The organism is Streptomyces sp. NPDC048504 (assembly GCF_043200035.1).
Classification (GTDB): Bacteria; Actinomycetota; Actinomycetes; order Streptomycetales; family Streptomycetaceae; genus Streptomyces.
Genome location: NZ_JBICXA010000009.1, coordinates 300,084 through 323,759, shown reverse-complemented (window position 1 = coordinate 323,759; position 23,676 = coordinate 300,084). Strand labels below are relative to the sequence as shown.

The 23,676-nt window shown below is 69.2% G+C and carries 20 protein-coding genes; 13 read left to right on the top strand and 7 right to left on the bottom strand.

The genetic code is table 11. The features are described 5' to 3' along the window. Positions 1-2 precede the first annotated feature (2 nt). Positions 3-1,340 carry a DUF6545 domain-containing protein gene (locus ACGFY9_RS24145; protein WP_393757232.1) on the bottom strand — a complete coding sequence of 446 codons (1,338 nt, stop codon included), beginning with the start codon at positions 1,338-1,340 and terminating at the stop codon, positions 3-5. Between the two features lie 259 nt (positions 1,341-1,599). Between ACGFY9_RS24145 and ACGFY9_RS24140 the strand changes: the two genes are divergently transcribed. The 5 genes from ACGFY9_RS24140 (at position 1,600) to ACGFY9_RS24120 (ending at position 7,303) form a co-directional block, all read left to right on the top strand. Beyond that, positions 1,600-2,949 carry an extracellular solute-binding protein gene (locus ACGFY9_RS24140; RefSeq protein ID WP_393757230.1) on the top strand — a complete coding sequence of 450 codons (1,350 nt, stop codon included), beginning with the start codon at positions 1,600-1,602 and terminating at the stop codon, positions 2,947-2,949. Continuing rightward, positions 2,946-3,884 carry a carbohydrate ABC transporter permease gene (locus ACGFY9_RS24135; RefSeq protein ID WP_393757228.1) on the top strand — a complete coding sequence of 313 codons (939 nt, stop codon included), beginning with the start codon at positions 2,946-2,948 and terminating at the stop codon, positions 3,882-3,884. Before ACGFY9_RS24140 ends, ACGFY9_RS24135 begins: the two co-directional genes overlap by 4 nt. Next, the gene (locus ACGFY9_RS24130) at positions 3,881-4,753 is read left to right on the top strand and encodes a carbohydrate ABC transporter permease (protein WP_393757226.1); all 873 of its coding nucleotides are present in this window, start codon (positions 3,881-3,883) and stop codon (positions 4,751-4,753) included. The genes ACGFY9_RS24135 and ACGFY9_RS24130 overlap by 4 nt, the downstream gene beginning before the upstream one ends. Beyond that, the gene (locus tag ACGFY9_RS24125) at positions 4,750-5,721 is read left to right on the top strand and encodes an arabinan endo-1,5-alpha-L-arabinosidase (RefSeq protein WP_393757224.1); all 972 of its coding nucleotides are present in this window, start codon (positions 4,750-4,752) and stop codon (positions 5,719-5,721) included. The genes ACGFY9_RS24130 and ACGFY9_RS24125 overlap by 4 nt, the downstream gene beginning before the upstream one ends. Before the next feature lie 67 nt (positions 5,722-5,788). After that, complete coding sequence (locus ACGFY9_RS24120) at positions 5,789-7,303, top strand: alpha-N-arabinofuranosidase (RefSeq protein ID WP_393757222.1); 1,515 nt, start codon at positions 5,789-5,791, stop codon at positions 7,301-7,303. Between the two features lie 12 nt (positions 7,304-7,315). Here the strand turns inward: ACGFY9_RS24120 and ACGFY9_RS24115 are convergent, their stop codons facing one another. Beyond that, the gene (locus ACGFY9_RS24115) at positions 7,316-10,291 is read right to left on the bottom strand and encodes a beta-galactosidase (RefSeq protein ID WP_393757220.1); all 2,976 of its coding nucleotides are present in this window, start codon (positions 10,289-10,291) and stop codon (positions 7,316-7,318) included. A 118-nt stretch (positions 10,292-10,409) separates the two neighbouring features. Between ACGFY9_RS24115 and ACGFY9_RS24110 the strand changes: the two genes are divergently transcribed. Both ACGFY9_RS24110 and ACGFY9_RS24105 read left to right on the top strand, forming a co-directional pair. Then, positions 10,410-10,883, top strand: coding sequence for an RrF2 family transcriptional regulator (locus ACGFY9_RS24110; protein ID WP_393757218.1), 474 nt, complete (start codon positions 10,410-10,412; stop codon positions 10,881-10,883). Between the two features lie 94 nt (positions 10,884-10,977). Further along, positions 10,978-11,901 carry a sulfite exporter TauE/SafE family protein gene (locus ACGFY9_RS24105; RefSeq protein WP_393757217.1) on the top strand — a complete coding sequence of 308 codons (924 nt, stop codon included), beginning with the start codon at positions 10,978-10,980 and terminating at the stop codon, positions 11,899-11,901. A gap of 43 nt (positions 11,902-11,944) precedes the next feature. Here ACGFY9_RS24105 and ACGFY9_RS24100 read toward each other — a convergent pair whose 3' ends face one another. After that, complete coding sequence (locus ACGFY9_RS24100; RefSeq protein WP_393757215.1) at positions 11,945-12,763, bottom strand: intradiol ring-cleavage dioxygenase; 819 nt, start codon at positions 12,761-12,763, stop codon at positions 11,945-11,947. Between the two features lie 268 nt (positions 12,764-13,031). Here ACGFY9_RS24100 and ACGFY9_RS24095 point away from each other — a divergent pair, with 268 nt between their 5' ends. Further along, complete coding sequence (locus tag ACGFY9_RS24095; RefSeq protein WP_393757213.1) at positions 13,032-13,685, top strand: DUF4360 domain-containing protein; 654 nt, start codon at positions 13,032-13,034, stop codon at positions 13,683-13,685. A gap of 89 nt (positions 13,686-13,774) precedes the next feature. Here the strand turns inward: ACGFY9_RS24095 and ACGFY9_RS24090 are convergent, their stop codons facing one another. After that, positions 13,775-14,545, bottom strand: a complete 771-nt coding sequence (locus ACGFY9_RS24090; protein ID WP_393757211.1) for an intradiol ring-cleavage dioxygenase — start codon at positions 14,543-14,545, stop codon at positions 13,775-13,777. Between the two features lie 302 nt (positions 14,546-14,847). After that, entirely contained in the window at positions 14,848-15,063 is a 216-nt protein-coding gene (locus ACGFY9_RS24085) for a hypothetical protein (RefSeq protein WP_393757209.1), read from the bottom strand. On the opposite strand from ACGFY9_RS24085, the gene ACGFY9_RS24080 reads away from it, so the two are divergent. Continuing rightward, positions 15,055-15,207, top strand: a complete 153-nt coding sequence (locus ACGFY9_RS24080; RefSeq protein WP_393757207.1) for a hypothetical protein — start codon at positions 15,055-15,057, stop codon at positions 15,205-15,207. The genes ACGFY9_RS24085 and ACGFY9_RS24080 overlap by 9 nt on opposite strands. A 40-nt stretch (positions 15,208-15,247) precedes the next feature. Further along, positions 15,248-15,703, top strand: a complete 456-nt coding sequence (locus tag ACGFY9_RS24075; protein WP_393757206.1) for a hypothetical protein — start codon at positions 15,248-15,250, stop codon at positions 15,701-15,703. Positions 15,704-15,821: 118 nt separating this feature from the next. Here the strand turns inward: ACGFY9_RS24075 and ACGFY9_RS24070 are convergent, their stop codons facing one another. After that, on the bottom strand, positions 15,822-16,844 hold the full coding sequence (locus ACGFY9_RS24070) for a catalase (protein ID WP_393757204.1): 1,023 nt from the start codon (positions 16,842-16,844) through the stop codon (positions 15,822-15,824). Positions 16,845-17,066: 222 nt separating this feature from the next. Between ACGFY9_RS24070 and ACGFY9_RS24065 the strand changes: the two genes are divergently transcribed. The 3 genes from ACGFY9_RS24065 to ACGFY9_RS24055 all read left to right on the top strand — a co-directional run bounded on the left by ACGFY9_RS24065 (position 17,067) and on the right by ACGFY9_RS24055 (position 21,400). Beyond that, positions 17,067-18,407, top strand: a complete 1,341-nt coding sequence (locus ACGFY9_RS24065; RefSeq protein WP_393757202.1) for a DUF3500 domain-containing protein — start codon at positions 17,067-17,069, stop codon at positions 18,405-18,407. Between the two features lie 131 nt (positions 18,408-18,538). Continuing rightward, positions 18,539-19,726 carry a 4-hydroxybenzoate 3-monooxygenase gene (locus tag ACGFY9_RS24060; protein ID WP_393757201.1) on the top strand — a complete coding sequence of 396 codons (1,188 nt, stop codon included), beginning with the start codon at positions 18,539-18,541 and terminating at the stop codon, positions 19,724-19,726. Positions 19,727-19,795: 69 nt separating this feature from the next. After that, the gene (locus ACGFY9_RS24055) at positions 19,796-21,400 is read left to right on the top strand and encodes a methyltransferase (protein WP_393757199.1); all 1,605 of its coding nucleotides are present in this window, start codon (positions 19,796-19,798) and stop codon (positions 21,398-21,400) included. Between the two features lie 479 nt (positions 21,401-21,879). Here ACGFY9_RS24055 and ACGFY9_RS24050 read toward each other — a convergent pair whose 3' ends face one another. Continuing rightward, positions 21,880-23,589, bottom strand: coding sequence for a pyridoxal phosphate-dependent aminotransferase (locus ACGFY9_RS24050; protein ID WP_393757197.1), 1,710 nt, complete (start codon positions 23,587-23,589; stop codon positions 21,880-21,882). Positions 23,590-23,676 lie beyond the last annotated feature (87 nt).

Below are 23,676 nucleotides of genomic sequence, written 5' to 3'. Positions count from 1 at the left end.
CCTCACCGTCGCCGCGGCAGCAGGAAGCGGGGCGCCTCCGCGGGATGGACGGGGGGAGTACGGCGGCCGGGGTCCGTCGAACTCGCCGGTTCCGTCCCGGAGTTGGCCCGAGCCGCGGAATTGGCCTGAACGGCACCAGCCGGCTCTGGCGCGCCGCCCCCGGTTTTTCCGCCGCGCACCGCCGCCCGCACCGCGTCGATCGCGTCGCGGTGGCGCAGGGCGCGGGAGACGGGCCCGATCTCCTGGAGGAGGTCGGCGGTGTCGGGATGGCCGCTGGGGTTGTCGTGGCCGGAGTCGACGGCGTCCAGGATCGCCACCGCCGCCGCGAGGGCCTTCGCGCGGGCCGGGGTGCAGCCGAGGCGGAGGGCGGCGCGGTGGGCGCGGGTGCGGAGGTCCTCGTCGAGGTGGCGGGCGAGGGTCAGGAGGACGTCGCGGATGTACGTCTCCCGCCGGATCAGGCGCAGTTCGGGCGCCGCGCACAGCAGGAAGGGGACGCCGTCGCCGTCGACGGAGCGCATCAGGACGTAGAGCGGCCGGAGTTGGTGGTGGGCGAGGCGTACGCGCAGGCGGCCGTGCAGGAATTGGCCGGTGTGCGGCAGGATGAAACCGACGGCGATCAGGACGGCGGCGAGGCAGGCCGCGCACGGAGCGACGTCGGTGCTGAGCGCGTCGAGGTCGTGTCCCGTCCAACGGGCCGTCACCGCCGTGAGTTTGGCGAGATCGAAGACGAGGCTCAGCGCGTAACCGGCGCCCAGGAACGTCAGTCCCCAGCGCAGCCAGCCGTGCAGGGCGTCCGCGCGGACCCAGTTCCAGATGAGCCGCACGGTGATCAGCGCGGCCACGGTGTGCGCGAGCAGGTAGAGCAGGATCTCCTCGCGCATGAAGGGCGTGCCGGCGTAGTACGTGTCCAGGTCCCGGACCCGCTCCACGGGCACGTCGGCGAGGGCGAACAGCATCCACAGCGCCACGATCACGCCCGAGTAGACGGAGATGATCCACCGTCTGGCACGCCGGGTCGCGTTCGAGCGGTCGGACAGCCCGTTGCGCCAGGCCACGATGAGCAGTAAGCCGGCTCCGCTGAACGCGGTGAGCAGCGAATACACCCACGGCGCCGCGACGTTGGGCACTCCGGTGACCCGGTTGGTCCAGCCGATGACCGACGGCGTCACGGACACGAACAGCGCGCAGGCGAATAGCAGCAGCCCGCCGACCGCCCGCAGCAGCGGGTCCCGCCACATCCGGATGATCGCCGGCAGCTTCAGCGCGAGGGCGGCGCCGAGGACCACCGTGGGGACCCACACGAAGGACGTGTACAGCTCGCCGAGGAAGGTCGTCGCCACGTCGTACGCTCCCCCTTCCCGCCGTCCGCTGCACAAGCCGGTCCGAGGTTACGCGCCCACAACTGCCAACGTCATGTCATCCGGTGGCCGTTGTGGGACCGGGAACGACCGCTGTGTCCGGAAATCGCCCCCGCGAATGAACTGTGCACTGTGTCCAACCCATTGACGCGCAAGCGCTTCGATTTTACGGTCCCGTTCGAAGTTGCGAGCAGCATTCGATATTTCGGACACGATAGGACCTCTACAGCAAGGGCAGGCAATGGGACGACCTGACCTGAATCGCAGGCACCTACTGGCCACGGCGGGCGGCCTCGCGGTCGCGGGCAGCCTCGCCTTCGCCGCTCTCGGCACCGGCGCCGACGCGCTCGCCTCCGGCGCGGACACCCGGGTGCGCTACTGGAACCTCTTCAGCGGCGGCGACGGCGCCAACATGATCGCGATGCTGGACGCGTTCCGGAAGGAACACCCCGGCATCGACGTGAAGGACTCCACCCTCCAGTGGGGCAACCCCTTCTACACCAAGCTCGCCATGGCCGCGGCTGGCCATCACGCACCGGAACTCGGCGTCATGCACATGGGCCGCGTCGCGGGCTTCTCACCGGGCCGGCTCCTCGACCCGTGGGACGAGGACCTCCTCGCCAAGTACGGCGTACGGAAGGCCGATTACAACCCGGCGCTGTGGAACCGCGGTGTCATCGACGGCAAGTTGTACGCCCTGCCGCTCGACATCCACGTGCAGCTCTGCTTCTACCGCAAGGACGTCCTGAAGAAGGCGGACCTCCTCGGCGACGATGGCCGGATGGTCCACGTCACCTCCACCGACGAGTGGTTCGACGTCCTGAAGAAGGCCAAGCAGGTCCAGAAGAAGGGCCTGCAGACCATCGGCCTGTGGACCAACGACCAGAATTTCCAGTGGTGGTTCTTCGTCGCCTTCTACACCCAGCTCGGCGGCACATGGTTCGACGACGGCGACACCCAGGTCCTCTTCGACGTCGACAAGGCCACCCAGGTTCTGGAGTTCTTCCGCCGGCACGTCACCGACGGGTACGTCATCCCGGGCGCGCCGACCGGCGAACAGTTCATCAACGGCGCCCCCTTCACCTGGGAGGGCAACTGGTCGGTGCCGGTCTTCTCCGGCGCGAAGCTGGACTACGGCGCGACCCCGCTGCCGCCCGTCTTCGGCAGGCAGGCAACCCACGCCGAGTCGCACTCCTTCGTCCTGCCCCACCAGGCGGGCCGCGGCGGCGCCACCAACGAGGCCGCGCACGAACTGGCCGCGTACGTCGTCACCCACGCCCTGCAGTGGGCGGCCGGCGGCCACATCCCCGCGTACACGCCGACGCTCTCCACGGCCGCGTACAGGAAGCTCACCCCGCAGAACGAGTACGTCTCCGCGATGAACCACCAGGCCACCGAGCCGAAGGTGTGGTTCGCGGGCTCCACCGGCGTCCTCGCCCAGGACCTCGGCCCCCTGGTCGTCTCCTCGACGATGGGCTCCGCAAAGCCGGCCGCCGTAGCCCGGACCATGAAGAACCACCTCACCAAGCTCCTCGCCTCGAAGAACCCGATGGACGGCAGGACCGCCGCACAGGGAGGTGCAGCCGTATGACCACCAGTGCCGGGACCGTCATCGCACCGGCGCGGACGAGGACCGCCACCGCCACCGCGACCGTCCGCCGCAACCAGGGCTTCCAGCACGGGGGTTGGTTCGTCGCCCCGTTCCTGGCACTCTTCGCCCTGTTCGTCGTCTGGCCGCTGCTGCGCGGCGTCTACCTCAGCCTCACGGACGCCAACATCTCCGGCGACGGCGCGAACTTCATCGGCCTAGACAACTACCGCGAGGCCCTGCACGACCGCGCGATGTGGGACGCGCTCGGCCACAGCGCGTACTTCACCCTGCTCGTCGTGCCGTGCATCACCGTCCTCGCCTTCCTTCTCGCGATGCTCGCGCACCACATCGAGCGCGGGAAGTGGCTGTGGCGGCTGTGCTTCTTCGCGCCGTTCCTGCTGCCGTCGACGGTCGCGGGCAACATGTGGCAGTGGCTGTTCACCCAGGGGATCGGCCTGTTCAACGAGACCTTCGGGCTCACCACACCCTGGCTCACCGACAAGTCCTACGCGATGCTCGCCATCGTCATCGAGACCCTCTGGTGGACGGTCGGCTTCAGCTTCCTCCTCTACCTCGCCGCGCTCCAGGGCATCCCCGACCACCTCTACGAGGCCGCCAAGCTCGACGGCGCGAACGCCTGGCACCGCACGATCCACATCACCCTGCCGATGCTGCGCCACATCACCGGCCTGGTGATCGCGCTCCAGGCCCTCGCCTCGCTCCAGCTCTTCGACCAGGCCGTCGTGATGATGGACTTCGGTCCCGGACCCGAGCTGAGCACCCGCTCCTTCGTCCAGTACACCCTCGAACAGGGCTTCACCAGCTACCGCGTGGGCTACGCCTCCGCGATGTCCGTCATCTTCTTCGTGATCATCGCGGCCGTGGCCCTCGCCCGGATGGCACTGCTCCGCAACCGTGAGGAGGGCACCCGATGACCGCGGCCACAACCACCCCCGTACGCAAGCCCCGCAAGCCCCGCAAGCCCTCGACACCCAGCCAGATCGTCCTCACCCTCCTCGGCGCCGCCGTCTCCGCGCTCTTCGTTGCACCGATCGCCGCCGCCCTCTTCACCTCGCTCAAGTCGGAGACCGAGGCCGCCGAGATCCCGCCGCACTGGCTGCCCAAGGTCTGGACGACCCAGGCCTGGAAGGCCCTCTGGAAGACCGGCAACATCACGAACTGGTTCGTCAACTCCCTCGTCGTGTCGATCCTCGTGACGGCCATCGTGGTCACCGTCGCCGCACTCGCCGGATACGGCTTCGCCCGCACCGAGTTCAAGGGCAAGTCCGTCCTGATGGGCGTGGTGATGGCGGGCCTGATGATCTCCCCGGCCGTCCTCGGCGTCCCCCTCTTCACCACCGTCCAGCAGATGGGGATGGTCGACACCTACTGGGGCATGATCCTGCCCCAGTGCGCGCCCGCCGCGATGGTCTACATCCTCTACAAGTTCTTCCAGGGCATCCCCCGCGAACTGGAGGAGGCCGCCTTCATCGACGGCGCGGGCCGCTGGCGGATCTTCTTCACCATCGTCGTCCCGCTCTCCCGCCCCTCCCTCGCGGCGGTCGGCATCTTCACCTTCATCGCCTCGTGGAACAACTTCCTGTGGCCGTACATGGTGACCAACAACCCCGACCTGATGACCATGCCGAACGGCATCGCGACCGTCATGAACTCCTACGGCATCCAGTGGGCCCAGCTCATGGCCGGCGGCCTCATGGCAGGCCTGCCGCTGATCATCGTCTTCGTCTTCTTCCAGCGCCAGATCGTCGCGGGCGTGGCCCACACCGGATTGGCGGGACAGTGACCATACGAAGAGGTCTTGCCGCAGCGGTGCTGGCGGCCGCTCTGGCCCTGCTGCCCAACACGGCCCAGGCAGCGCAGAGTTACCCCGACCCACAGCCCATCACCGGCCAGCAGATCATCCACGACCCCACGGTCATCCGCCTCAAGTCCGGCTCCTACGTCGCCTATTCGACCGGCGGCGTCATCGGCGCCCGCACCTCCAAGGACCGCGTCCAGTGGGACGACGCGGGCAACGCCTTCGCCACGCCCCCGAGTTGGTGGTACGACTACAACTCCACCGGCGACCCCTGGGCCCCCGACCTCTCCTACCGCGACGGCCGCTACTGGCTCTACTACGCCGTCTCCTCCTGGGGCACCAACCACTCCGCGATCGGCGTGGCCACCTCCCCGACCGGCCTCCCCGGCACCTGGACCGACCAGGGCAAGGCCTTCACCTCGGAGACGACGGACGCCTGGAACGCCATAGACCCCGCGCTCATCCAGGCCGACGGCAAACTCTGGATGGCGTTCGGCTCGTACTGGACGGGCATCCGCCTGGTCGAAGTCAACCCCGCCACAGGCAAGGCGATCCCAGGCGCAACGGTCGCCCAACTGGCGACCCGCCCGGACGCGCCGTACGCGGTGGAGGGCGCGTACATCGTCCACCACGGCAGCTACTACTACCTCTTCGCTTCTTACGACGCGTGCTGCGCAGGTGTGAACTCCACCTACAAGATCCGGGTGGGTCGGGCGACTTCAATCACGGGCCCGTACGCGGACAGCACAGGCAAGCCAATGCTGGCGGGCGGCGGAGACCTACTACTGGCCGGCCACGGCCGCTACATAGGCCCAGGCGGACAATCCATCTTCCAAGACAAAGGTAAGGATGTCTTGGCATACCACTATTACGACGGAGACGATAACGGCACACCGAAGCTGGGGCTGAACACCCTGAGCTGGACAACAACCGGCTGGCCAGTCGCCCTCTAGGGGCGCGGGGAACTGCGCGACCAGCCCCCACAAAGCCGCAGACAAAACTCAACCCAGAAAGGCCCGCATGCGTACCGCCCGCTTCACCCTCGACCCCGCCTTCACCATCGGCGAAGTCAACCCCCGCCTCTTCGGCTCCTTCGTGGAACACCTCGGCCGCTGCGTCTACACCGGCATCTTCGAACCAGACCACCCCACCGCAGACGAGCAGGGCATCCGCCAGGACGTCCTAGATCTGGTGCGAGAACTGGGCGTCACCACCATCCGCTACCCCGGCGGCAACTTCGTCTCCGGCTACAAGTGGGAAGACTCGGTAGGCCCCGCAGGGAACCGCCCCCGCCGCCTCGACCTGGCCTGGCGCTCGACGGAGTCCAACCGCTTCGGACTCTCCGAATACATCGCGTTCCTGAAGAAGCTCGGCCCCCAAGCAGAACCGATGATGGCGATCAACTTGGGCACCCGGGGCGTAGCGGAGGCCCTGGAACTCCAGGAGTACGCCAACCACCCCTCCGGCACGACCCTCTCCGACCAGCGCATCACCCACGGCGACAAAAACCCCTACGGCATCCAACTCTGGTGCCTCGGCAACGAGATGGACGGCCCCTGGCAGACGGGCCACAAGACCGCCGAGGAGTACGGCAGGATCGCCGCCGAGACGGCCCGCGCGATGCGCCAGATCGACGCCGGTGTCGAACTCGTCGCCTGCGGCTCCTCCTCCCAGGCCATGCCGACCTTCGCCGAGTGGGAGTCGACGGTCCTCCAGGAGACGTACGACCTGGTCGACTACATCTCGCTGCACGCCTACTACCAGCCGACCGACGGCGACCTCGACTCCTTCATCGCCTCGGCCGTCGACATGGAGTCCTTCATCGAGAACGTGGTCGCGACCGCCGACCACGTGGGCGCCCGCCTCAAGTCGAAGAAGAAGATCAACCTCTCCTTCGACGAGTGGAACGTCTGGTACACGTCGGACTGGGAGGAGCAGGCGAAGAACGCCGATCCCGCCGACTGGCCGGAAGCGCCGCGCCTGCTGGAGGACAACTACAGCGTCATGGACGCGGTGGTCTTCGGCTCGCTCATGATCGCCCTGCTCCGGCACGCCGACCGCGTCACCGTCGCGTGCCTCGCCCAGCTCGTCAACGTCATCGCGCCGATCATGACCGAACCGGGCGGCCCGGCCTGGCGGCAGACGACGTTCTTCCCCTTCGCGCAGGCCTCGAAGTACGGCCGAGGCCAGGTCCTCGACGTCCGCGTCGACTCCCCGAGGCACGAGACGCAGAAGTACGGCGAGGCCGACCTGCTGCACGCCACCGCCGTGCGCGGCGAGGACGGCTCGGTCACGGTGTTCGCCGTCAACCGCAGCCGCACCGAGTCGCTCCCGCTCGAAGTCGGCCTGAACGGCCTCGACTTGACGTCGGTCGTCGAGCACAGCGCCCTCGCCGACGCCGACCCGGACGCCCGCAACACCCTGGCCGACCCGGAGCGCGTGGCCCCGCACGAGGTCGAGGGCACCACCCTCCAGGACGGCATCCTGACCGCCGTACTGGAGCCGCTGTCCTGGAACATGATCAGGATCAGCTGAACCCCATGGGTGTCACCGGCCGGGGGAGGCCACCGGCGAAACCGGTACTCCTCCGGCCGCACTCCCCAGCAGCGTCAGCCGTACGTCCTTCGGGCCCGCCGGTGTGGTGCCGTCGGACAGGACGGCCAGGGCGAGTGTGTTGGTGCCCCGTGTGCGGAGGATCCCGTTCGGCAGGGCGAAGGTGTGCTGCGGGCCCACGTCGTTGATGTACTGGCCCATGTTCCAGCCGTTGAGGAAGATCTGGACGCGGTAGGCGCGCGTCGGGTCGTCGTCGAGGGCGAGGCCGATCGAGGCGTCGATGCCGCTGTCCACGGCGAGCTCGAAGCTGGTCCGGTACCAGGCCACGCCCTGCCGCTTGTCGGCGCGGGGAAGGGTGACGGCCTCCCAGCCGGCGTCCGCGTACCCCGGCAGGTGCCAGCCCTCCCGCTCGCCGTACAGCCCGCCGTTGTTCTGCGGCCCGCGTACGGGATCGGGTGTCGTCTCGCCCTGGAGCCGCCAACTCACCTTCGGGGAGGCGCCCTTGAAGGTCGCCGCGGTCAGCCCGCGCGCGACCTTGTGGGTGTCGAGGGCCTTGCCGTCCTGGTCGTGCTGCATCCGCCGCACCAGCACGGACAGGACATGGGAACCGGCCGCACGCTGCTTCTCGGGGACCGCGAAGGTCGCCTTCGCGGCCCAACTGCCCTGCCGCACACTGCTGGTGGTCGGCACCGGCATCCGGTGGGTGCCGAGCGGCTCGCCGTCGAGCCAGGCCATCAGCAGGCCCTGGGTGCCGGTGCTGTAGGCGAGGGTCACCGACTCCAGGGCGTCGGTCGCGGCCGTGGTGAAGCGGCCGCGGTACCAGACGTCCCCGTAGTGGAAGCCGTAGTCGTCCGCGAAGAGCAGCGGCTGCCCGGAGGGAATGGCCGTCGTGCTGAACGTCGAAGTCCTGTCCGCCGCGGTCCACTTGGAGTCGTCGAAGGCGACCGCGGCCTCCGGGTTCTCCACCTTCCGCCGCCAGCCGTCGAGCGCGGGGAGCGGCACCGCGGGCACCCCCGGCAGCAGCGCGTCCGGGTTCGAGCGCAGGCTGCCCGCGGTGGTGACGGTCGAGGGCACGGCCCGCCCGTTCCAGGTGACGTCGGTGATGCCGCGCGGGCCCCACACCTCCAGGCCGGTGTCGCCGATGGTGTCGCCGGTGAGGTGGGCGGTCGTCCCGCTGACCGTGGCCTCGCGGAGCAGCTCCGGGCCGTAGACCAGGGCGGTGCCCGAACCGGTCTCGTACGGCCACAGGCGTACCGAGCCGGCCTCGTCGGCGAAGACCAGCAGGAGGGAGTTGTCGACGCCGCCGCCCTGGACGAGGACCCGGGTCAGGCCGCCGATGCCGAGCGGGACGGTGACATGCAGGAGACCGCGGTCCCAGACCCAGGCGGCCTGCGCGTCGAGCCGGGTCACCACCGGCTCCTCCGGGCACTCGACGACGACGTGGGCCATCTCGCCGCGCGTCCCGGCGAACACGGCGATGTCCTGCCGGCCGGCGGTGAGGGACATCATCGGCGTGATCGTCGAGTATCTCAACTTGCGCCCGCCGAGGGCGAGTTGGGTGACGAGGAGACGGGCGTCCTGGGCCGGGACGGTGACCTCGATGTCGTCGGTCGAGGTCGGCAGGGTCGAAGTGACGTCCTTCGTACCGTCGTTGCGCAGGACGTAGACGTGCGCGCCGGTGTCGGCGTTGGTGAGGTGGTAGACCTTCAGGCCGTCCGCCTTGACGTCCGCCGCGCGGTCCAGCTTGGCGAAGTCGGGCACGGTCCGCAGCAGATGGCCGAGCTGGTGCATCGGCACGAGCTTCGCGGTCGCGTTGCGGCCCTCGTCGAAGGCGGCGCCGTAGTCGTACGACGTGTAGACGACCGGCGCGGGCAGCCAGCCCCACGAGGTGCCGCCGAAGGTCATGTAGACGCTGTGCAGGGTGAGTCCGTTGGCGAGGTTGGTGAGGTAGAAGCGCCGCTCGTACGCCGCGTCACGCGTCCGGCGCGACTCCGCGTACCCCTTCCCGTCGAACCAGGACCCGCCCCACGGATCGAACCAGCCGCCGCCGAACTCCGGCACGAAACCAGGGGTCTTGGGGCTGGCAGTGGCCCCGCCCTTCGCCCCGCCGATCCCGAAGTGCCCCCAGTCCGCCGGCAGTTGGGAGGGCGATGGATACCCGTCGAAGCCGTACAGCCAACCGCCCTTGTCGCCACCGGTGTCGAAGGACCCGGGGGTCCAATAGCCGTTGCGGCCCTTGTCGTTGTGGAACAGGGGGACGTCGATGCCGTCGGCGCGCACCTTCTTGTACAGGTGGGACATGTACTCGCCCCCGGACGCGTGGGTGAGCTGGCCGTCGTACTCGTTCTCGATCTGGTAGAGCAGGACCGTGCCCGTGCCCTGGGTGAACAGGTGCTTGGAGACGATGGAGTTGACCTGGGTGAGCCACTCGTCGACGTGCGAGAGGTACGTCGGGTCGGCGGTGCGGGCCGTGCCCTTCGTGGCGATGAGCCAGCCGGGGAAGCCGCCCGCGTCGATCTCCGCGTTGATGTACGGGCCCGGGCGCAGGATGACGTACAGGCCGGTCTCGGCGGCCATGCGCAGGAACAGGTCGAGGTCCCGGACGCCCGTGAAGTCGTAGCTGCCCTGGGCGGGGGAGTGGTAGTTCCACGAGACGTAGATGCTGACGGCGTTGTAGCCGAAGGCGCGCATCTTCTGCAGGACGTCACGCCACAGGGACGGGCTCGGCAGCCGGAAGGGGTGCATCTCGCCCGACCACAGGACCAGGCGCTTCCCGTCGACGATCAGGGAGTAGCGGTCGTACCCGATCGTGTGGGACTGCCCGTCCGCGGCCGGTGGTGCGGGCGCCGGGCCGGTCGGCACGACATGCGCGGCGTACGCGTCACCGCTGCCGCCGCTGCCACCCCCCAGCGCGAATCCGAGCGCGGCCGTGCCCGCGAGGGTGCTGAAGGTACGCCTGCTCAGCTCCACTGGAAGCTCCTCCCGGGTCCGGTCCGTCGGCGGCACGTGCGAAGCCATTTTCCGTGGTCGTCCCAGGAGGCCGTCGTGCGGGGCCATTCTCTACGCCAGAACGGACCACAATGGACGCATGAGGATCTCGGCACGGGCGGATTACGCGGTACGGGCGGTACTGGAGCTCGCCGTACGGGGTGACGACGGCCCTGTGCCGGACGGTCCGGTGAAGGCCGAGACCATCGCCACCGCGCAGGACATCCCGCACAAATTCCTGGAGGGAATTCTCGGCGACCTCCGGCGTGCCGGAATCGTCGACAGCCGGCGCGGCGGGGGCGGCGGCTACCGGCTGGCCCGCGCGGCCGGCGCGATCACCGTCGCCGACGTCATACGCGCGGTGGACGGCCCGATCGTCTCGGTCCGCGGTGAACGCCCCACCGGCCTCGCCTACACCGGCACCGCCCAACCCCTCCTCCCCCTGTGGATCGCCCTGCGCGCCAACGTCCGCAAGATCCTGGAGGGCGTCACCCTCGCGGACATCGCGGCGGACGCCCTGCCGGAACCGGTACGGACGCTGGCGGCGGAGCCGGCGGCCTGGGAGAACCCGTAGGACCGGTTGCCGGGCAGGCACAGCACCGGTGGCTGTGAGTGTCCTCAGTCGCGTCTCAGGCTCTCTTCAGATTGGCCGCCTAGCGTCGCCTCCCATGCGCACGCTGATACTGCTCGCCCTCGCGGGCCTCGGGGCCCAGCTCGTGGACGGCAGCCTCGGCATGGCCTACGGGGTCACGTCCACGACGCTGCTGCTGGCCATGGGGACGAACCCGGCCGCCGCGTCCGCCACCGTCCATCTGTCCGAGATCGGTACGACGCTGATGTCCGGCGCCTCGCACTGGCGGTTCGGGAACGTGGACTGGAGGGTTGTCGTGCGGATCGGCGTCCCGGGCGCGATCGGGTCGTTCCTCGGCGCCACCGTCCTGTCGAAGCTCTCCACCGAGGTCGCCGAACCGGTGATGTCGCTGATCCTCTTCGGGCTCGGCGTGTACGTCATGTCCCGGTTCACCTTCAAGGGGCTGCCGAAGGGGCAGCTCGGCAAGCCGTTGCGGAAACGGTTCCTGGCGCCGCTCGGGCTGGTCGCCGGGTTCCTGGACGCGACCGGCGGGGGCGGCTGGGGGCCCGTCGGTACGCCCGCGCTGCTGGCGAGCGGGCGGATGGAGCCGCGCAAGGTCATCGGGTCGATCGACACCAGCGAGTTCCTGGTGGCGCTGGCCGCGAGCCTGGGTTTCCTCGTCTCGCTCGGGTCCCAGGGGCTCAAGTGGACCTGGGTCGTTGCCTTTCTGCTCGGGGGAGTCGTCGCCGCGCCGGTCGCCGCCTGGCTGGTGCGGCTGGTTCCGCCGCGGGTGCTGGGCTCCGCCGTCGGCGGGATCATCGTCGTGACCAACGTCCGTACGCTGCTGAGGAGCGACTGGATCGGTGCGTCGGGTGCGCTGAGCACTCCGGTGTACGTCGTGCTGTACGGGATGTGGGCTGCCGCCCTGGCGTACTCGGTCCGTGCCCATCGCCGGGAGAGGGCGCTGGAGACGCGGACCGAGTCCGAGTCCGCCGAAGGACGGCAGCCGCTGGGGGTGTGATCGGCGATCCCCGATCAGTGCTTCCTGGCCATCCGCCTCCTGGTCAACTCGTGCTCACGCCCACGGTCAGGGTCGCCGTGTAGCCGTCGGACACGTCGGAGCCGAGCGCGGTCAGCGTGAGCAGACCGGACGCGGCGCCTCCGTCGTCGTAGACCGTGTCGTCGCCGAGGGATGTCTCGGCGGTGGTGTTGTCCGAGTACGGGGAGGTGGCCTGCACTTCCTCGTTGAGGTCGGCGTCGAAGAAGAGCTGGCCGGTGTGGACGAGCGTGCCGCCGGTGTACGTGCCGTCGGCGATCGTCACGTCCGTGTGCACCCGCATATGGACGTGGACGGCGCGGGAGACGTAGTGCCCCGGCCAGATGGATATGAGCTTCGCCTCGCCGTCGGAGTCGGTGAGGACACCGCCGCGCAGGAACGTGCCGTCGTCGTCCTCGGTGTGGCCGTTCTTGCCGACGAACCCGGAGTACTCGCCGAGCGCGTCGCAGTGCCAGAGCTCCACGAGGGCGTCGGCGAGCGGCGCGCAGTCGTTGTCCTGGTCGACGACGGTGAAGGTGTACTGGACCTCGACGCCCTCCTTCTCCTCTCTGATGTCCTCGCGGATCAGGGCGCCGTCGAGCGAGTACGGACCCTCGGTGACCTCGGCGGTGAGGGTGCAGACACTGCTCGTGGCTGACGCGGACGCGTCGGTGGTCACGGTGGTCGTGGAGGTGTCGGCCGAGGCGAATCCGGCGGCCGCGAGACCGCCCGCCAGGGCCACGGTGCCGCCGCCGATCAGCACCCGGCGACGCTGGACGCCCTTGTCCCGGCGGTGCCGGGCGGGCTGTTGGTCGAGTTGCCGGTCGTTCTCGTTGTTTCCCGTCATGGCAAGGAAGCTAGGGCGTTACCTGAAGGATTCCTTAATGTGCGGCTGTGAAGGACCTGGGGACGGAACGGTCAACGGCCGCTTATTTCAACAGAGTTCACACACTATGGAGAAGATGTGAAAGACGCGTCTGTGAATGGCCTGAGTTCGCCCTGACCGCTTCCTGTGCGGCTCCCTACGATGCGAGCGCGCCGTCTGTCTTCACAGGAACTTCATTGTTTCTTCAAAGACTTGGGGCGCAGCCACCCCCCGACCCCAAGGAGAAACCATGCCTGGTGGGCTCCTCCTGAGCGGCGCCGTCGCCGCTCTTCTCACCACCGTGCTGCCCGCGCAGCACTCGTCCTCGCCGGTGTTCGACGACCCGCCCCCGGACAAGATCGTCATCAACGTCGCCACGGTGAACGGCTCGGGCTGCCCGCAGGGCACGACGGCGGTCGCCGTCTCCGAGGACAACACCGCCTTCACGGTGACCTACAGCGCCTACCTCGCCCAGGTCGGCGGCAACTCCGACCCCACGGCGTTCCGCAAGAACTGCCAGCTCAACCTGGTCGTCCACGTCCCGCAGGGCTTCACGTACGCCATCGCGAGCGCCGACTACCGGGGCTTCGCCTCCCTCCAGCGCGGCGCGAGCGGTGCGCAGAAGGCCTCGTACTACTTCCAGGGCTCGTCGAACACCACGAGCAAGAACCACCCGTTCAACGGCCCCTACGACGACAACTGGCAGGCGAACGACAGCACGGACGTGGCCCAACTGGTCTGGGCACCCTGCGGAGTTCAGCGCAACTTCAACATCAACACGGAGCTGCGGGTGAGTGCCGGCACCTCGGCGCCCGGCGCGGTCAGCTTCATGACGATGGACTCGACGGACGGCGACATCAGCACCATCTACCACATGGCGTGGGAGCACTGCCCGAGCTCCTGACGTGCGGTGCTGTGAGATGACATGAGGAAGGGGTGGCCCGTGTCGCACCGCGGGCCACCCCTTTTTCGTGGGGGGAGTTCAGGGCCGCGTCAGCTCCGGCTGACGCCCAGCGTCAAGGTGCCCGTGTAGCCGGACGACGTCGAACTGCCCAGCGCGGTAAGGGTCATGAGGCCCGACGCGGCGCCTCCGTCGTCGTAGATCGAGTCCTGGGCGAGGGTCGTGCGGGTGACCGTGTTGGTCGAGTACGGGGAGATCTTGGCGACGGCCGTGGTGATGGTCTCGTCGATGAAGAGCTGGCCCGTGTGGAGTTCGCTGCCGCCGGTGAACGAGCCGTCCGAGGTGAGCGTGACGCCGGTGTGCACCTTCACATGGATGTGCACGCAGCGCCCGCGGTACCAACCCGGGTAGATCGTGGTGATGTTGGCGAGTCCGGCGGAGTTCGTCAGGACACCGCCGCGCAGGAAGGTGCCGTCGTCCGGTTCGCTGTGGCCGTTGTTGCCGACGTAGCCGGAGTACTCGCCGAGCGCGTCGCAGTGCCAGATCTCGACGAGCGCGCTGGGGATGACGGCGCAGGTGCTGTCGTCCACGACCGTGAGGGCGAGTTTGAGCGGAATGCCGGCCTTGCCTTCGGTGACGTCGGCGCGGACCAGGGCGCCGTCGAGGTAGTAGGGGCCTTCGGTCATCTCCTTGGTGAGAGTGCAGACCGCCGCCGCGGCTACGGGAGTCGAGTCGGCGGTGGCTGTGGTGGGGGTGTGGGGAGCGGCGGCGCCCACGGCCAGTACGGCGGCCGTGGTGCCGGTGGCGATCAGGACGGTACGGCGTCCGACCGGGGTGGGGGTGGCTCCGTTGTTGTCTGTCATGGACACGGCACTGTAGGAGCGGAAGCTGTAGCCCGGCTGTGCGAACGGCAAAGTGACGATCCGTCAAGTTTATTGCGGGACATGTGTGTTACGGCGGATGGTCGGTGGGCTACGGGGGCTGGAGCTGGTGGGGATACGAGGGTTGGAGCCGGTGGGGTTATGGGGGCTGGAGCCGGTCGGGATGCGAGGGCGGGGGTCGGTGGGGATACGAGGGCGGGGGTCGGTGGGGTAATGGGGGGGCTGGAGTCGGTGGGGGTACGAGGGTTGGAGTCGGTGGGTTGCCGGGGCTGGAGCCGGTTGGACTACGGCGACTGCCGGCGGCGACCGCCCTCCGTGAGTTCGGCGAGTTCGGCCAGGGTCGCCGCGATGGCCGGCAGGAGGTCGGCCGGGATGTGGTCGAGGACCCGGCGCCGGGCGCTGGCGAGGTGGCCGGGCTGCGCCGCGTGCATGGCGCGCAGCCCGGCGTCGGTGAGGACGGCCTCGCCGTGCACGGCGCGGAGGTGGACGGCATGATGCAACTCGCCGCCTACCAGGTCGAGTTGGTCACCAGCGCCAAGGTCCACTGCCTGCTGGGCTGGACCCCGCGCCACACCTCGTTCGCGGAGGCGCCCACCCGGCACTACCTCGCCTGGAAGGCGGCTCGGGCCGCCAGCGCTCGGTAATTCGGACTGCGGTTTCCGGCCGGTGAGGGAAGATCGGCCGATGAAGCCCTTCGACCCCCAACCCGCGGAACCCGGCCGGTACCCGCGACTTGAGGCCGCTCTCGTCACCGTCAACCGTGACCTCGCGGCAAGCCTGTCCGACCAGCCGCCCCTCGCGCTGATGGTCTGGGAGGAACAGGTCTACGTCGCCGTGTCCGACGGCACCTGGCACCACAACGGTCTCCAGGAACCGGACGGCGACGCCCTCGACGCCCTCGGCCCCGTCGTGGACGCGGCGCAGGAGACGGTGGCCGACCGGCTCTGGCTGGTGTGGCCGGTCTGTCCAGTCCACAGGCTCGGTATGCATCCTCGCCCCGAGGGGACGCCGGCCGACTGGGACTGGGACGACGAGGGCTGGAGCGGGCGTCTGGTGTGGTGGTGCCGGGGTGGTCCCGCGGGCGACTGCCACGACCTCGCGCCCGTGGGGGAACTCGCCGGAGCGCTGCCGGGGAAGTGAGGACGCTCGGCGGGAGGGAGGTGGGGCGCGGAAGTGTGACAGTTTTCGCTGAAGTGTCCAACTTTGCGGGGAGGGCCCTTCGGGGCACGGGGAAAGGGGCGTACCGCTCAAGGCCGAGTCAGGTAACGAGCCGGCGTTCCGCCGAGACGGAGTACGCGTGGCGGCGGAACGCCAGCATCCTGTCGTCGGAGGCTTCGACGCCGGCGGCAAGGCGGGTGGGGTCGAAGACCTGTTGCTGCCAGTGGTCCTCGCGGGGCGAGCGGGCCGTCACGTGCAGGTGGCCGGCCGGGATCAGCGGGCGGTGTTCCGGCCACGCCTGGGAGGGGTCATGGGTCGGGTCGTTCGGCTCGGCGAGCTGGTACACCACGGTGAAGGTGACGGGCCCGGTTTCGAGGCGGGAGTCGAGGTCGCCGATGAGGAAGTCGGGGGCGAGTGTCCCGGCGTACGCGGGATCGATCTCGACCTCGCCCAGTTGGGGCACGAGACGGTAGCGGAAGGGCCGGCGCACGCCCGACTCGTCGACCAGGACGAAGGCGTGCAGCCCGTCGTAGCGGGTGGTGGCGAAACTGGCGGGCGCCTGTTGTCCGGCGAACGACTTCAACGCGCCCCGGCTTTCCGGGTGTTGAGCGAGTACGGTCGCGAACTTCCCGGCCGCGGCGAGCTTCCCCTTGGCCCGGTCGGCGAACCCGCCCTCCGTGCCCGCCATGCCCAGCGCCTCGACGAGGTCGATGAACCCCTCGGGATTGTGACTGGGGAAGACCCGGAAGTTCGCGGCGACGAGATCCATGACGGCCTTGGCGTTGTCGCTGCTGCCGTCGCCGTCAAGGAACTTGACCGCCATCCCGCGTACGCCCCGTGCCCGGTCGTCGGCGGCGAAGTTGCCGGAGCCGTTCGAGAACCGGATGACCGCGTCGGACTCGGCGGTGAGGCAGGGGGCGGTCGTCCACTTCGCGATCCGCCCGGTGGGCACGAACCGCGCGTCGTACACGGCCCCGCGGGCGTGCAGTCGGCGATCGTGCGGACGCGGATGCGCGGCGGCCTCGATCCGGTCGACGGCCTGGACCGCGGTCATTCCGCCCTCGGTGACCGAGGAGTCCTGGGGGTCCTGGGGGTCCTGGGGGTCCTGCGGTGACTGTGCCATGGCGGCATCATCGCATCGGCGGGTGCCGGGTTCGCGGTGGAGTTCCCGGCGGCGGGCGGCCTTCGACCCCAAGGTCGAGACGGTGACCGACCCCGAGTCGCCCTGGACCAAGACGGTCACCCTGCGCGGCGTCATGTCCGCCTGCCCGAGGCGGTCGGCACTGGTCAGGCGGCTGGGCGGAGCTTCAGGTTCGGCTCAGGTCGGTGCGGGAGGTTGGCCCGTATGCACGGACACCGCCCCCGCACCCCCGAAGCCGACCGCAGCCGCCGCTGGTTCATGAACAAGGCGCTGCTCGCCGGCGGAGTCGCCGCCGTCGCGACCATGACCGGCTGCTCGTCGGACGCCTCCGACACCGCCGCCGCGTCCTCGTCCTCCGGCGCCCCGAACGGCGCGCCTTCGGGCGGCCCCGGCGGTGGCATGCCCACCGGCGCGATGCCTTCCGGCGGGCCCGGGGGAGGGGGCAGCGGGATGGGGCCCGGGCAGAGCGAGGTCAAGTACGCCGATTTCAAAGGCGTTTCGACCGACGGCAAGATCACCGACGGGCTCTACTCGATCCACTCCACCGACGTCTCGACGGACGGGATCGTCAAGGCCGCGCAGGCCTTCCTCGACGGGCTCAGCGCCAAGGAACGCAAGTCCTGCACGTTCGACGTCGACAACGACGAGTGGCTGGCCTGGAGCAACGTCGACGGGTACCAGCGCAAGGGCGTCCGCATGGGCGACATCACCGCCACGAAGCGCGACCTCGGTTACGCGCTGCTCGGCGCCGCCCTCTCCGCCGACGGGCTCACCCAGACCCGCAACATCATGAAGCTCAACGCCTTCCTCGGCGACTACAGCGGCGGCAACCGGGAGACCCTCACCGAGGGCGCGTACTTCTTCACCTTCATGGGCACGCCGTCCACCACCAAGCCGTGGGGCTTCCAGTACGAGGGCCACCACGTGGCCATCAACTACTTCGTGCTCGGCGACCAGGTCGTCATGACCCCGACCTTCATGGGGTCCGAGCCGACCTCCGCCACCTACAAGGGCGAGAAGATCACCCTGTTCAAGACGGAGACCAAGGCGGGCCTCACCCTCCTGCGCTCGCTCACCGCCGCGCAGCGCGCCAAGGTGATCTCCAGCACCAAGAAGTCCGGCGACGACATGAAGGCCGGGGCCGGGCAGGACAACGCGAAGCTCGCCTACCAGGGCCTGGTCGCCAAGGACTTCACCAGCGCCCAGCGCCGGCACCTCCTCGACCTCGTGCGCGTCTACGTCGGCAACATGAACGACGGTCACGCCGAGGTGAAGATGTCGGAGGTCGAGGACCACCTCGACTCGACCTACTTCTACTGGATGGGCGAGACCAAGGACTCCTCCGCCTTCTACTACCGCGTGCACAGCCCGGTCGTCCTCATCGAGTACGACGCCCAGTCCCCGCTGGCGTACGGAACCAAGGGAGGGATGGGCGGGCCCAACGGCACCCCCACCCAGCAGCACATCCACACCATCATCCGCACCCCCAACGGCGGCGACTACGGCGTGGACCTGCTGAAGCTGCACCTGGAGAACGACCACTGACGCCTGAGTCAACGGCCAGTGACATATGCCCAGTTGGCCCTTATGGGCTAAGAAGCCGCTTTCGATTCCTCATCACCATGATCTGGCTGATATGAAACCCCTTGGCCGAAAAAGCAAGATCAGGGGTGGACGTGGGGAAACGATTCGACTCCGGGGCACGGACCGGGGTGGTGATCGTCGGGGCGGGCCCGGCGGGGCTCGTCCTGGGGAACCTGCTGCTGGACCGCGGCATCGACTGCGTGATCCTGGAACGGCGCGGACGCGAGGCGGTGGAGGGGCGGGCCAGAGCGGGTTTCCTGGCCGCCCACTCCGTCCGCCTCCTCACCCAACACGGGCTGGCAGACGGGCTGTTGGCCAAGGGTCACACCCACCGCACCTGCCTCTTCCGCAGCGAGCAGGGTGAATTCACCCTCGACTACGGCGAGTTGGGGCGCGGCGAGGTCCACATGGTCTATCCCCAGCAGGAGTTGGTACGGGACCTCCTCGCCGAGTACCTCCGACGCGACGGCGAGATCCGCTTCGACACGGAGGTCGAGGAGATCTCCGAGGGCGGCCGGGTACGGATGTCCGACGGCACGGACGTCACCGGGCGCTACGTCGCCGGGTGCGACGGACACCGGGGAGTCGCCCGCGCGACCATGACCGCCCACGGGACACGCACCGCCCGCTGGGACCACGGCGTGAGCTGGCTCGCGGTCCTCGTCGAGGCCCCGCCGAGCATGGAAGCCGTCGGATACGCCCTGCACGAACGGGGATTCGCCGGTCACATGGCCCGTACGGCGACCGTCACGCGCTACTACCTCCAGTGCCCGCGCGGAACCGACCCCGCCGACTGGAACGAGGACCGCGTCTGGACCGAGCTGGCAACTCGGCTCCGTGTCGACGAGTTCGGCCGGCTCAAGGACGGCCCGGTCCTGGAGAAGGCGGTCGTCGACCTGCGCTCCGACGTCCTCGACACCCTCGGCGAGGGCCGCCTCTGGCTGGCGGGCGACGCCGCCGGCCTCATCAGCCCCTCCGCCGCCAAGGGCGCCAACCTCGCCGTACTCCAGGCCGAACGCCTCGCCCAGGCACTGGCGTCGGCGCTCAAGCACACCGACGAGAGCGGCCTCGCCCGCTACACGGCCGACTGCCTGCCCCGCGTCTGGCGGGCCCACGAGTTCTCGCACTGGATGAGCGGCCTGCTGCACGGCCCGTCCGCCGAGGACACCGTCGACGCCCACGCCCGCTACGGCCGCGCGCTCCAGTACGCCCGCCTGGACAGCCTGCGCACGTCCCGCGCGCACCAGGACTTCTTCGCGGAGAACTACACGGGCATCTGATCCCGTCTCCCGCTCGCTCGTCTCCCGCTCGCTCGTCTCCCGTCCCCACGATCCACCGGGAACCCCTTCATGAACCTCCCCGTCGTACAGGCACGCCTCGCCGCAGCCGACGCAGCACGCATCCAGCGCGCGGCGGCCTACGTCGAGACCCACGACACGGACCAGGTCCTCGCCGAACTCCTCCCGGCCCTCACGCCGGCCGAACGGGCTGACGTAGCACGCCACTTGGTCTTCGACCACACAGCCGTCCTGGTCTTCCCGGACTCCTTGGACGGCCTCTGCGAGGAACTCCGCCGCCTGGGCCACGAACCGGGCCCGGTCACCCCGAGCGTCGTGGTCCGCGACCGCCTGACCCGCCGCTACGGCCCGGAACTCGCCGACATCCCGGTGAGCATCGTGCACGTGACGGCCGGCACCCGCAGCGTGGAGATCTTCGCGCTCCCCGTACCCCCCGACTCGGTACTGGAGGCGGTGGCGGCCGACGAACGCGAGGCGGAACACGAGTCCCACCACGCCTTCGCGGTCACGACCCCCGGCCCGGTGGTCCCCGCGGGCCTGCGACTCCTCCTCCAGGAGCGGGGCGGCGCGGTTCCCGACGGCGGCGGCTACAACGGCCACGAGAACGTCACCGTCCTCTACCACCGCACCACCACCCACCGCCGCTTCGAACTCCGCCTCCCCGGCCGCCACGACCCACTCCCCGACCCGACAACAACCCTGCTCACCGTGATGACCGGAGCCTGGGCCACCCAAGCGGTCGCAACGATGGCCGAGTTGAACATCGCGGACCACTTGGCGGACCACCCCGGCATGCCGGCAGAACGCCTGGCAACCCTCACCTCGACGCACCCGGACGCGCTGCGCCGCCTGCTCCGCTACCTGACGACGCTGGGCCTGCTGACGGCATCGAACGACACCTATCACCTCACGGCGGCAGGCCAACCCCTGCGCACGGCAACGGAGTTCTCCCTGAACCCCCTGGCCCGGCTCTACGCGGGCCCGTTCTACGACTCCTTCGCGGGCCTGACCCACTCCGTACGCACCGGCGAGGAAGCCTTCGCCCACCGCAACGGCCAACACCACTTCCCGTACTTCGCCCAACACCCCCAACTGGGAAGCCTGTTCCACCGTGCGATGGCGGCCAGCGCGGAAATGTTCACCCCGGTTCCCACGCTGATCGACTTCTCGAAGGCACGGCGAGTGGTGGACGTGGGCGGCGGGAACGGCGCGCTGCTGGGCCGGTTGCTCCGGGCCCACCCCCACCTGGAGGGCGTCCTGTACGAACGCCCCGGCGCCCTGGTAGCCGCCCGCACCCAACTCACCGAACGCTGTTCCTTCGTAGCCGGCGACTTCACCCGCTCCGTACCGGAGGGCGCAGACGTCTACCTCCTCTCCCGAGTCCTCCACGACTGGGACGACGAGCGCTGCCTCACGATCCTCGGCCGCTGCGCGGAGGCAATGCGCCCGGGTACTCAACTCCTGGTGGTGGAACGCCTGTTGCCCACCCCGACGGCGGTCGCATGGGACGTCCACATGCTGTGCAACGTAGGCGGCCAAGAACGCGACGAGGACCATTACCGACGCCTACTGGAGAAGGCAGGCTTCGAGGTACAGGCGAGTCACCTTCTACCGCTGGGCGCGTCACTCATCAGCGCTGTGAGGGCAACTCCCTAAACACGCGTTCCGTCTGCTTCGCGGACGCGGAACGGCAACCAACCGGAGGGCTGAAGGAGATGAGCCGGTATCAGTTCGAAGAGGTCGACGACCTCGGACGGATCCTGTGCGGCATGAGGCGCCTACCGCCCGAGGTCTTCAGTGAACTGCCCTGGATCCCCGGATGGGAGCTGCACGAGATACCCGATGAACAGCCAAAACTGGCGCAGTGCTACGGAGACACCTACTCCCGGCTGGAACTGCGGACGCCCGACGGTGAGATCTACTCCCGGACCTGGGTCCCGCACGACCCCGAGTGGGAGGCCGCCGCCCTGCGTCACGGCTACGTCGTGTGCGATGACCGACGCCCAGCACACCCCGGGCATGCGCTACGAGGCCTTCCGCCGCGGATGCGCGCTGGGCCTGACCGTCGGCGGACTCGTCGCCTACGTCGACCACCGCTGACTCGAAACACCGAGCAGGCACCCGGCGATGAACCCCTAACCCGCCTGCCCCATCCCCGCGGCATTGGGCCAGCTCTGCGCATTGGGCCACCCGGTAGCAGGCGCCGGCGCGAGGTTCTGCATCCCGTTGGGACTGGTAGCGCCCCGAACCTGCGCCGCGGTGAGCCCATTACGCGCGGGCACACCGGTCGGGGTCGGCCCCTGCGGCATCGGTGCCGGCGCGGGGGCGGGCGCGGGTACGCCGTAGGGCTGTTGGGGCATTTGCTGGGGTGCCTGTTGTGGCATCTGCATCGGCATGCCAACCCCGTTCGACTGCTGGTCCGCCATAGCGGTCATCGGCATCTGCTGAACCTGCGCCGCGGCCACCATCGGCTGGAACTGCGGCTGGGGCTGCGGCTGTTGGGGCTGAGGAACAGGCTGCGGCTGAGGCACCTGCATGGGCACCGGCTGCGGCTGCATCTGCGCCACCGCCGGCATCGGCATCCGCATGCCCGACGTACCCGTACCGAGGGCCTGCGCGGCGAGATTCTGCATCCCGGCCCCGTTCGTCGCGCCGACCAGGCGGTCCACGGCCGCCGTACCCGAGCTGTAGTTGGTCCCTGTACCCAGCTCGGGTACGGCGGCTCCCCTCCTGGTCCCGTAGAGCACCTGTTCCATGCCGGACACCAGGCGACGCACGTCCGTCTGGGGGCGCACCACGAGCCGCAGGAAGCGGCTGGACGAACCGATCTTGTTGCCGCACTCACGGACCAGGATGCGGTGCTCGGTGAGCATCCGGTCCCGGACCACCGTGCCTTCGGCGCCGACGGGGAGGCGTACGAAGAGGAAGTTTCCCTGCGACGGGTACACCGTCAGGCCGGGCAGTGCGGAGAGATGGCTCGCCATGTCGAGCCGGTCGCGGCGCACCTGCTGGAGGCTCTGCGCGTACTCCGCGCCGTGCTCCTTGAGGATGAACACCACATGCTCGGCAAAGGCGTTGAGGTTCCACTTGGGGAGCATCGAGCGTATGCGGCCGGCCAGGGCGGGGTTCGCGACGAGGTAGCCGAACCGTATGCCGTGCAGGCCGAAGTTCTTGCCGAGGCTGCGCAGGACGACCACGTTGGGGCGGAGCATGGCCTCTTGTACGACGCTCGGTTCGACCTCGGCGTCCGCGAACTCCAGGAAGGACTCGTCGATGATGATGAGGTCGAGGTCGGCCATCGCGTCCATGAACTGGACGAGGGCCTGCTTGTGGATGAAGCCGCCGTCGGGGTTGTTCGGGTTGCAGATGACCGCGACCTTGGTGTTGCGCTTGCGGATGAACTCGGCGTACTGCGTGAGGTCGAGGGCGAAGCCGCTGGACTCCTGGAGCGGGAACATGTCGACCCGCTTGCCGGTCTCCATGGGCTGGTCGGTCCAGCGGCCGAACGTGGGGACGGGGATGGCGAGGGACTCGCGGACCATCAAGTGGTCGATCCAGGTGATCAGTTCGGTGGAACCGTTGCCCATCGCCACGCAGCTCGGCGGGAGTTGGAGCAGGGTGCAGAGCTCGGCCGTGATCGTGTCGGCGCTGCTCGGGTAGTACGTGATGATCTCGCGCAACCGGGCCGCCATCTCGTCGAACATGGCGGGGGTGGGGAAGTACGGGTTGCACGGAATACAGAAGTCCACGGGGCCGGTGCCGTCGCTCTCACGCGCCAGCGCTGCCATCGACGGGCTGTGCGCCGCCGTACTGCGGAACAGCGAGGTGACGTTGGAGTCGGCCAATGGAACCTCCGTATGAAGGCGGGCCCGGCGGGGACGACCGGGCCCGTCGTCTTGGGTGGCCCGCGCGGGGGAGCACGGGCCACCCAT

What these genes read in the sequence shown, in the direction of transcription:
- ACGFY9_RS24140 (WP_393757230.1), top strand. Translation starts at nt 1,600, where the DNA reads ATGGGACGACCTGACCTGAATCGCAGGCACCTACTGGCCACGGCGGGC.
- ACGFY9_RS24135 (WP_393757228.1), top strand. Translation starts at nt 2,946, where the DNA reads ATGACCACCAGTGCCGGGACCGTCATCGCACCGGCGCGGACGAGGACC.
- ACGFY9_RS24130 (WP_393757226.1), top strand. Translation starts at nt 3,881, where the DNA reads ATGACCGCGGCCACAACCACCCCCGTACGCAAGCCCCGCAAGCCCCGC.
- ACGFY9_RS24120 (WP_393757222.1), top strand. Translation starts at nt 5,789, where the DNA reads ATGCGTACCGCCCGCTTCACCCTCGACCCCGCCTTCACCATCGGCGAA.
- ACGFY9_RS24110 (WP_393757218.1), top strand. Translation starts at nt 10,410, where the DNA reads ATGAGGATCTCGGCACGGGCGGATTACGCGGTACGGGCGGTACTGGAG.
- ACGFY9_RS24105 (WP_393757217.1), top strand. Translation starts at nt 10,978, where the DNA reads ATGCGCACGCTGATACTGCTCGCCCTCGCGGGCCTCGGGGCCCAGCTC.
- ACGFY9_RS24100 (WP_393757215.1), bottom strand. Translation starts at nt 12,763, where the DNA reads ATGACGGGAAACAACGAGAACGACCGGCAACTCGACCAACAGCCCGCC.
- ACGFY9_RS24095 (WP_393757213.1), top strand. Translation starts at nt 13,032, where the DNA reads ATGCCTGGTGGGCTCCTCCTGAGCGGCGCCGTCGCCGCTCTTCTCACC.
- ACGFY9_RS24090 (WP_393757211.1), bottom strand. Translation starts at nt 14,545, where the DNA reads ATGACAGACAACAACGGAGCCACCCCCACCCCGGTCGGACGCCGTACC.
- ACGFY9_RS24080 (WP_393757207.1), top strand. Translation starts at nt 15,055, where the DNA reads ATGATGCAACTCGCCGCCTACCAGGTCGAGTTGGTCACCAGCGCCAAG.
- ACGFY9_RS24075 (WP_393757206.1), top strand. Translation starts at nt 15,248, where the DNA reads ATGAAGCCCTTCGACCCCCAACCCGCGGAACCCGGCCGGTACCCGCGA.
- ACGFY9_RS24070 (WP_393757204.1), bottom strand. Translation starts at nt 16,844, where the DNA reads ATGGCACAGTCACCGCAGGACCCCCAGGACCCCCAGGACCCCCAGGAC.
- ACGFY9_RS24065 (WP_393757202.1), top strand. Translation starts at nt 17,067, where the DNA reads ATGCACGGACACCGCCCCCGCACCCCCGAAGCCGACCGCAGCCGCCGC.
- ACGFY9_RS24055 (WP_393757199.1), top strand. Translation starts at nt 19,796, where the DNA reads ATGAACCTCCCCGTCGTACAGGCACGCCTCGCCGCAGCCGACGCAGCA.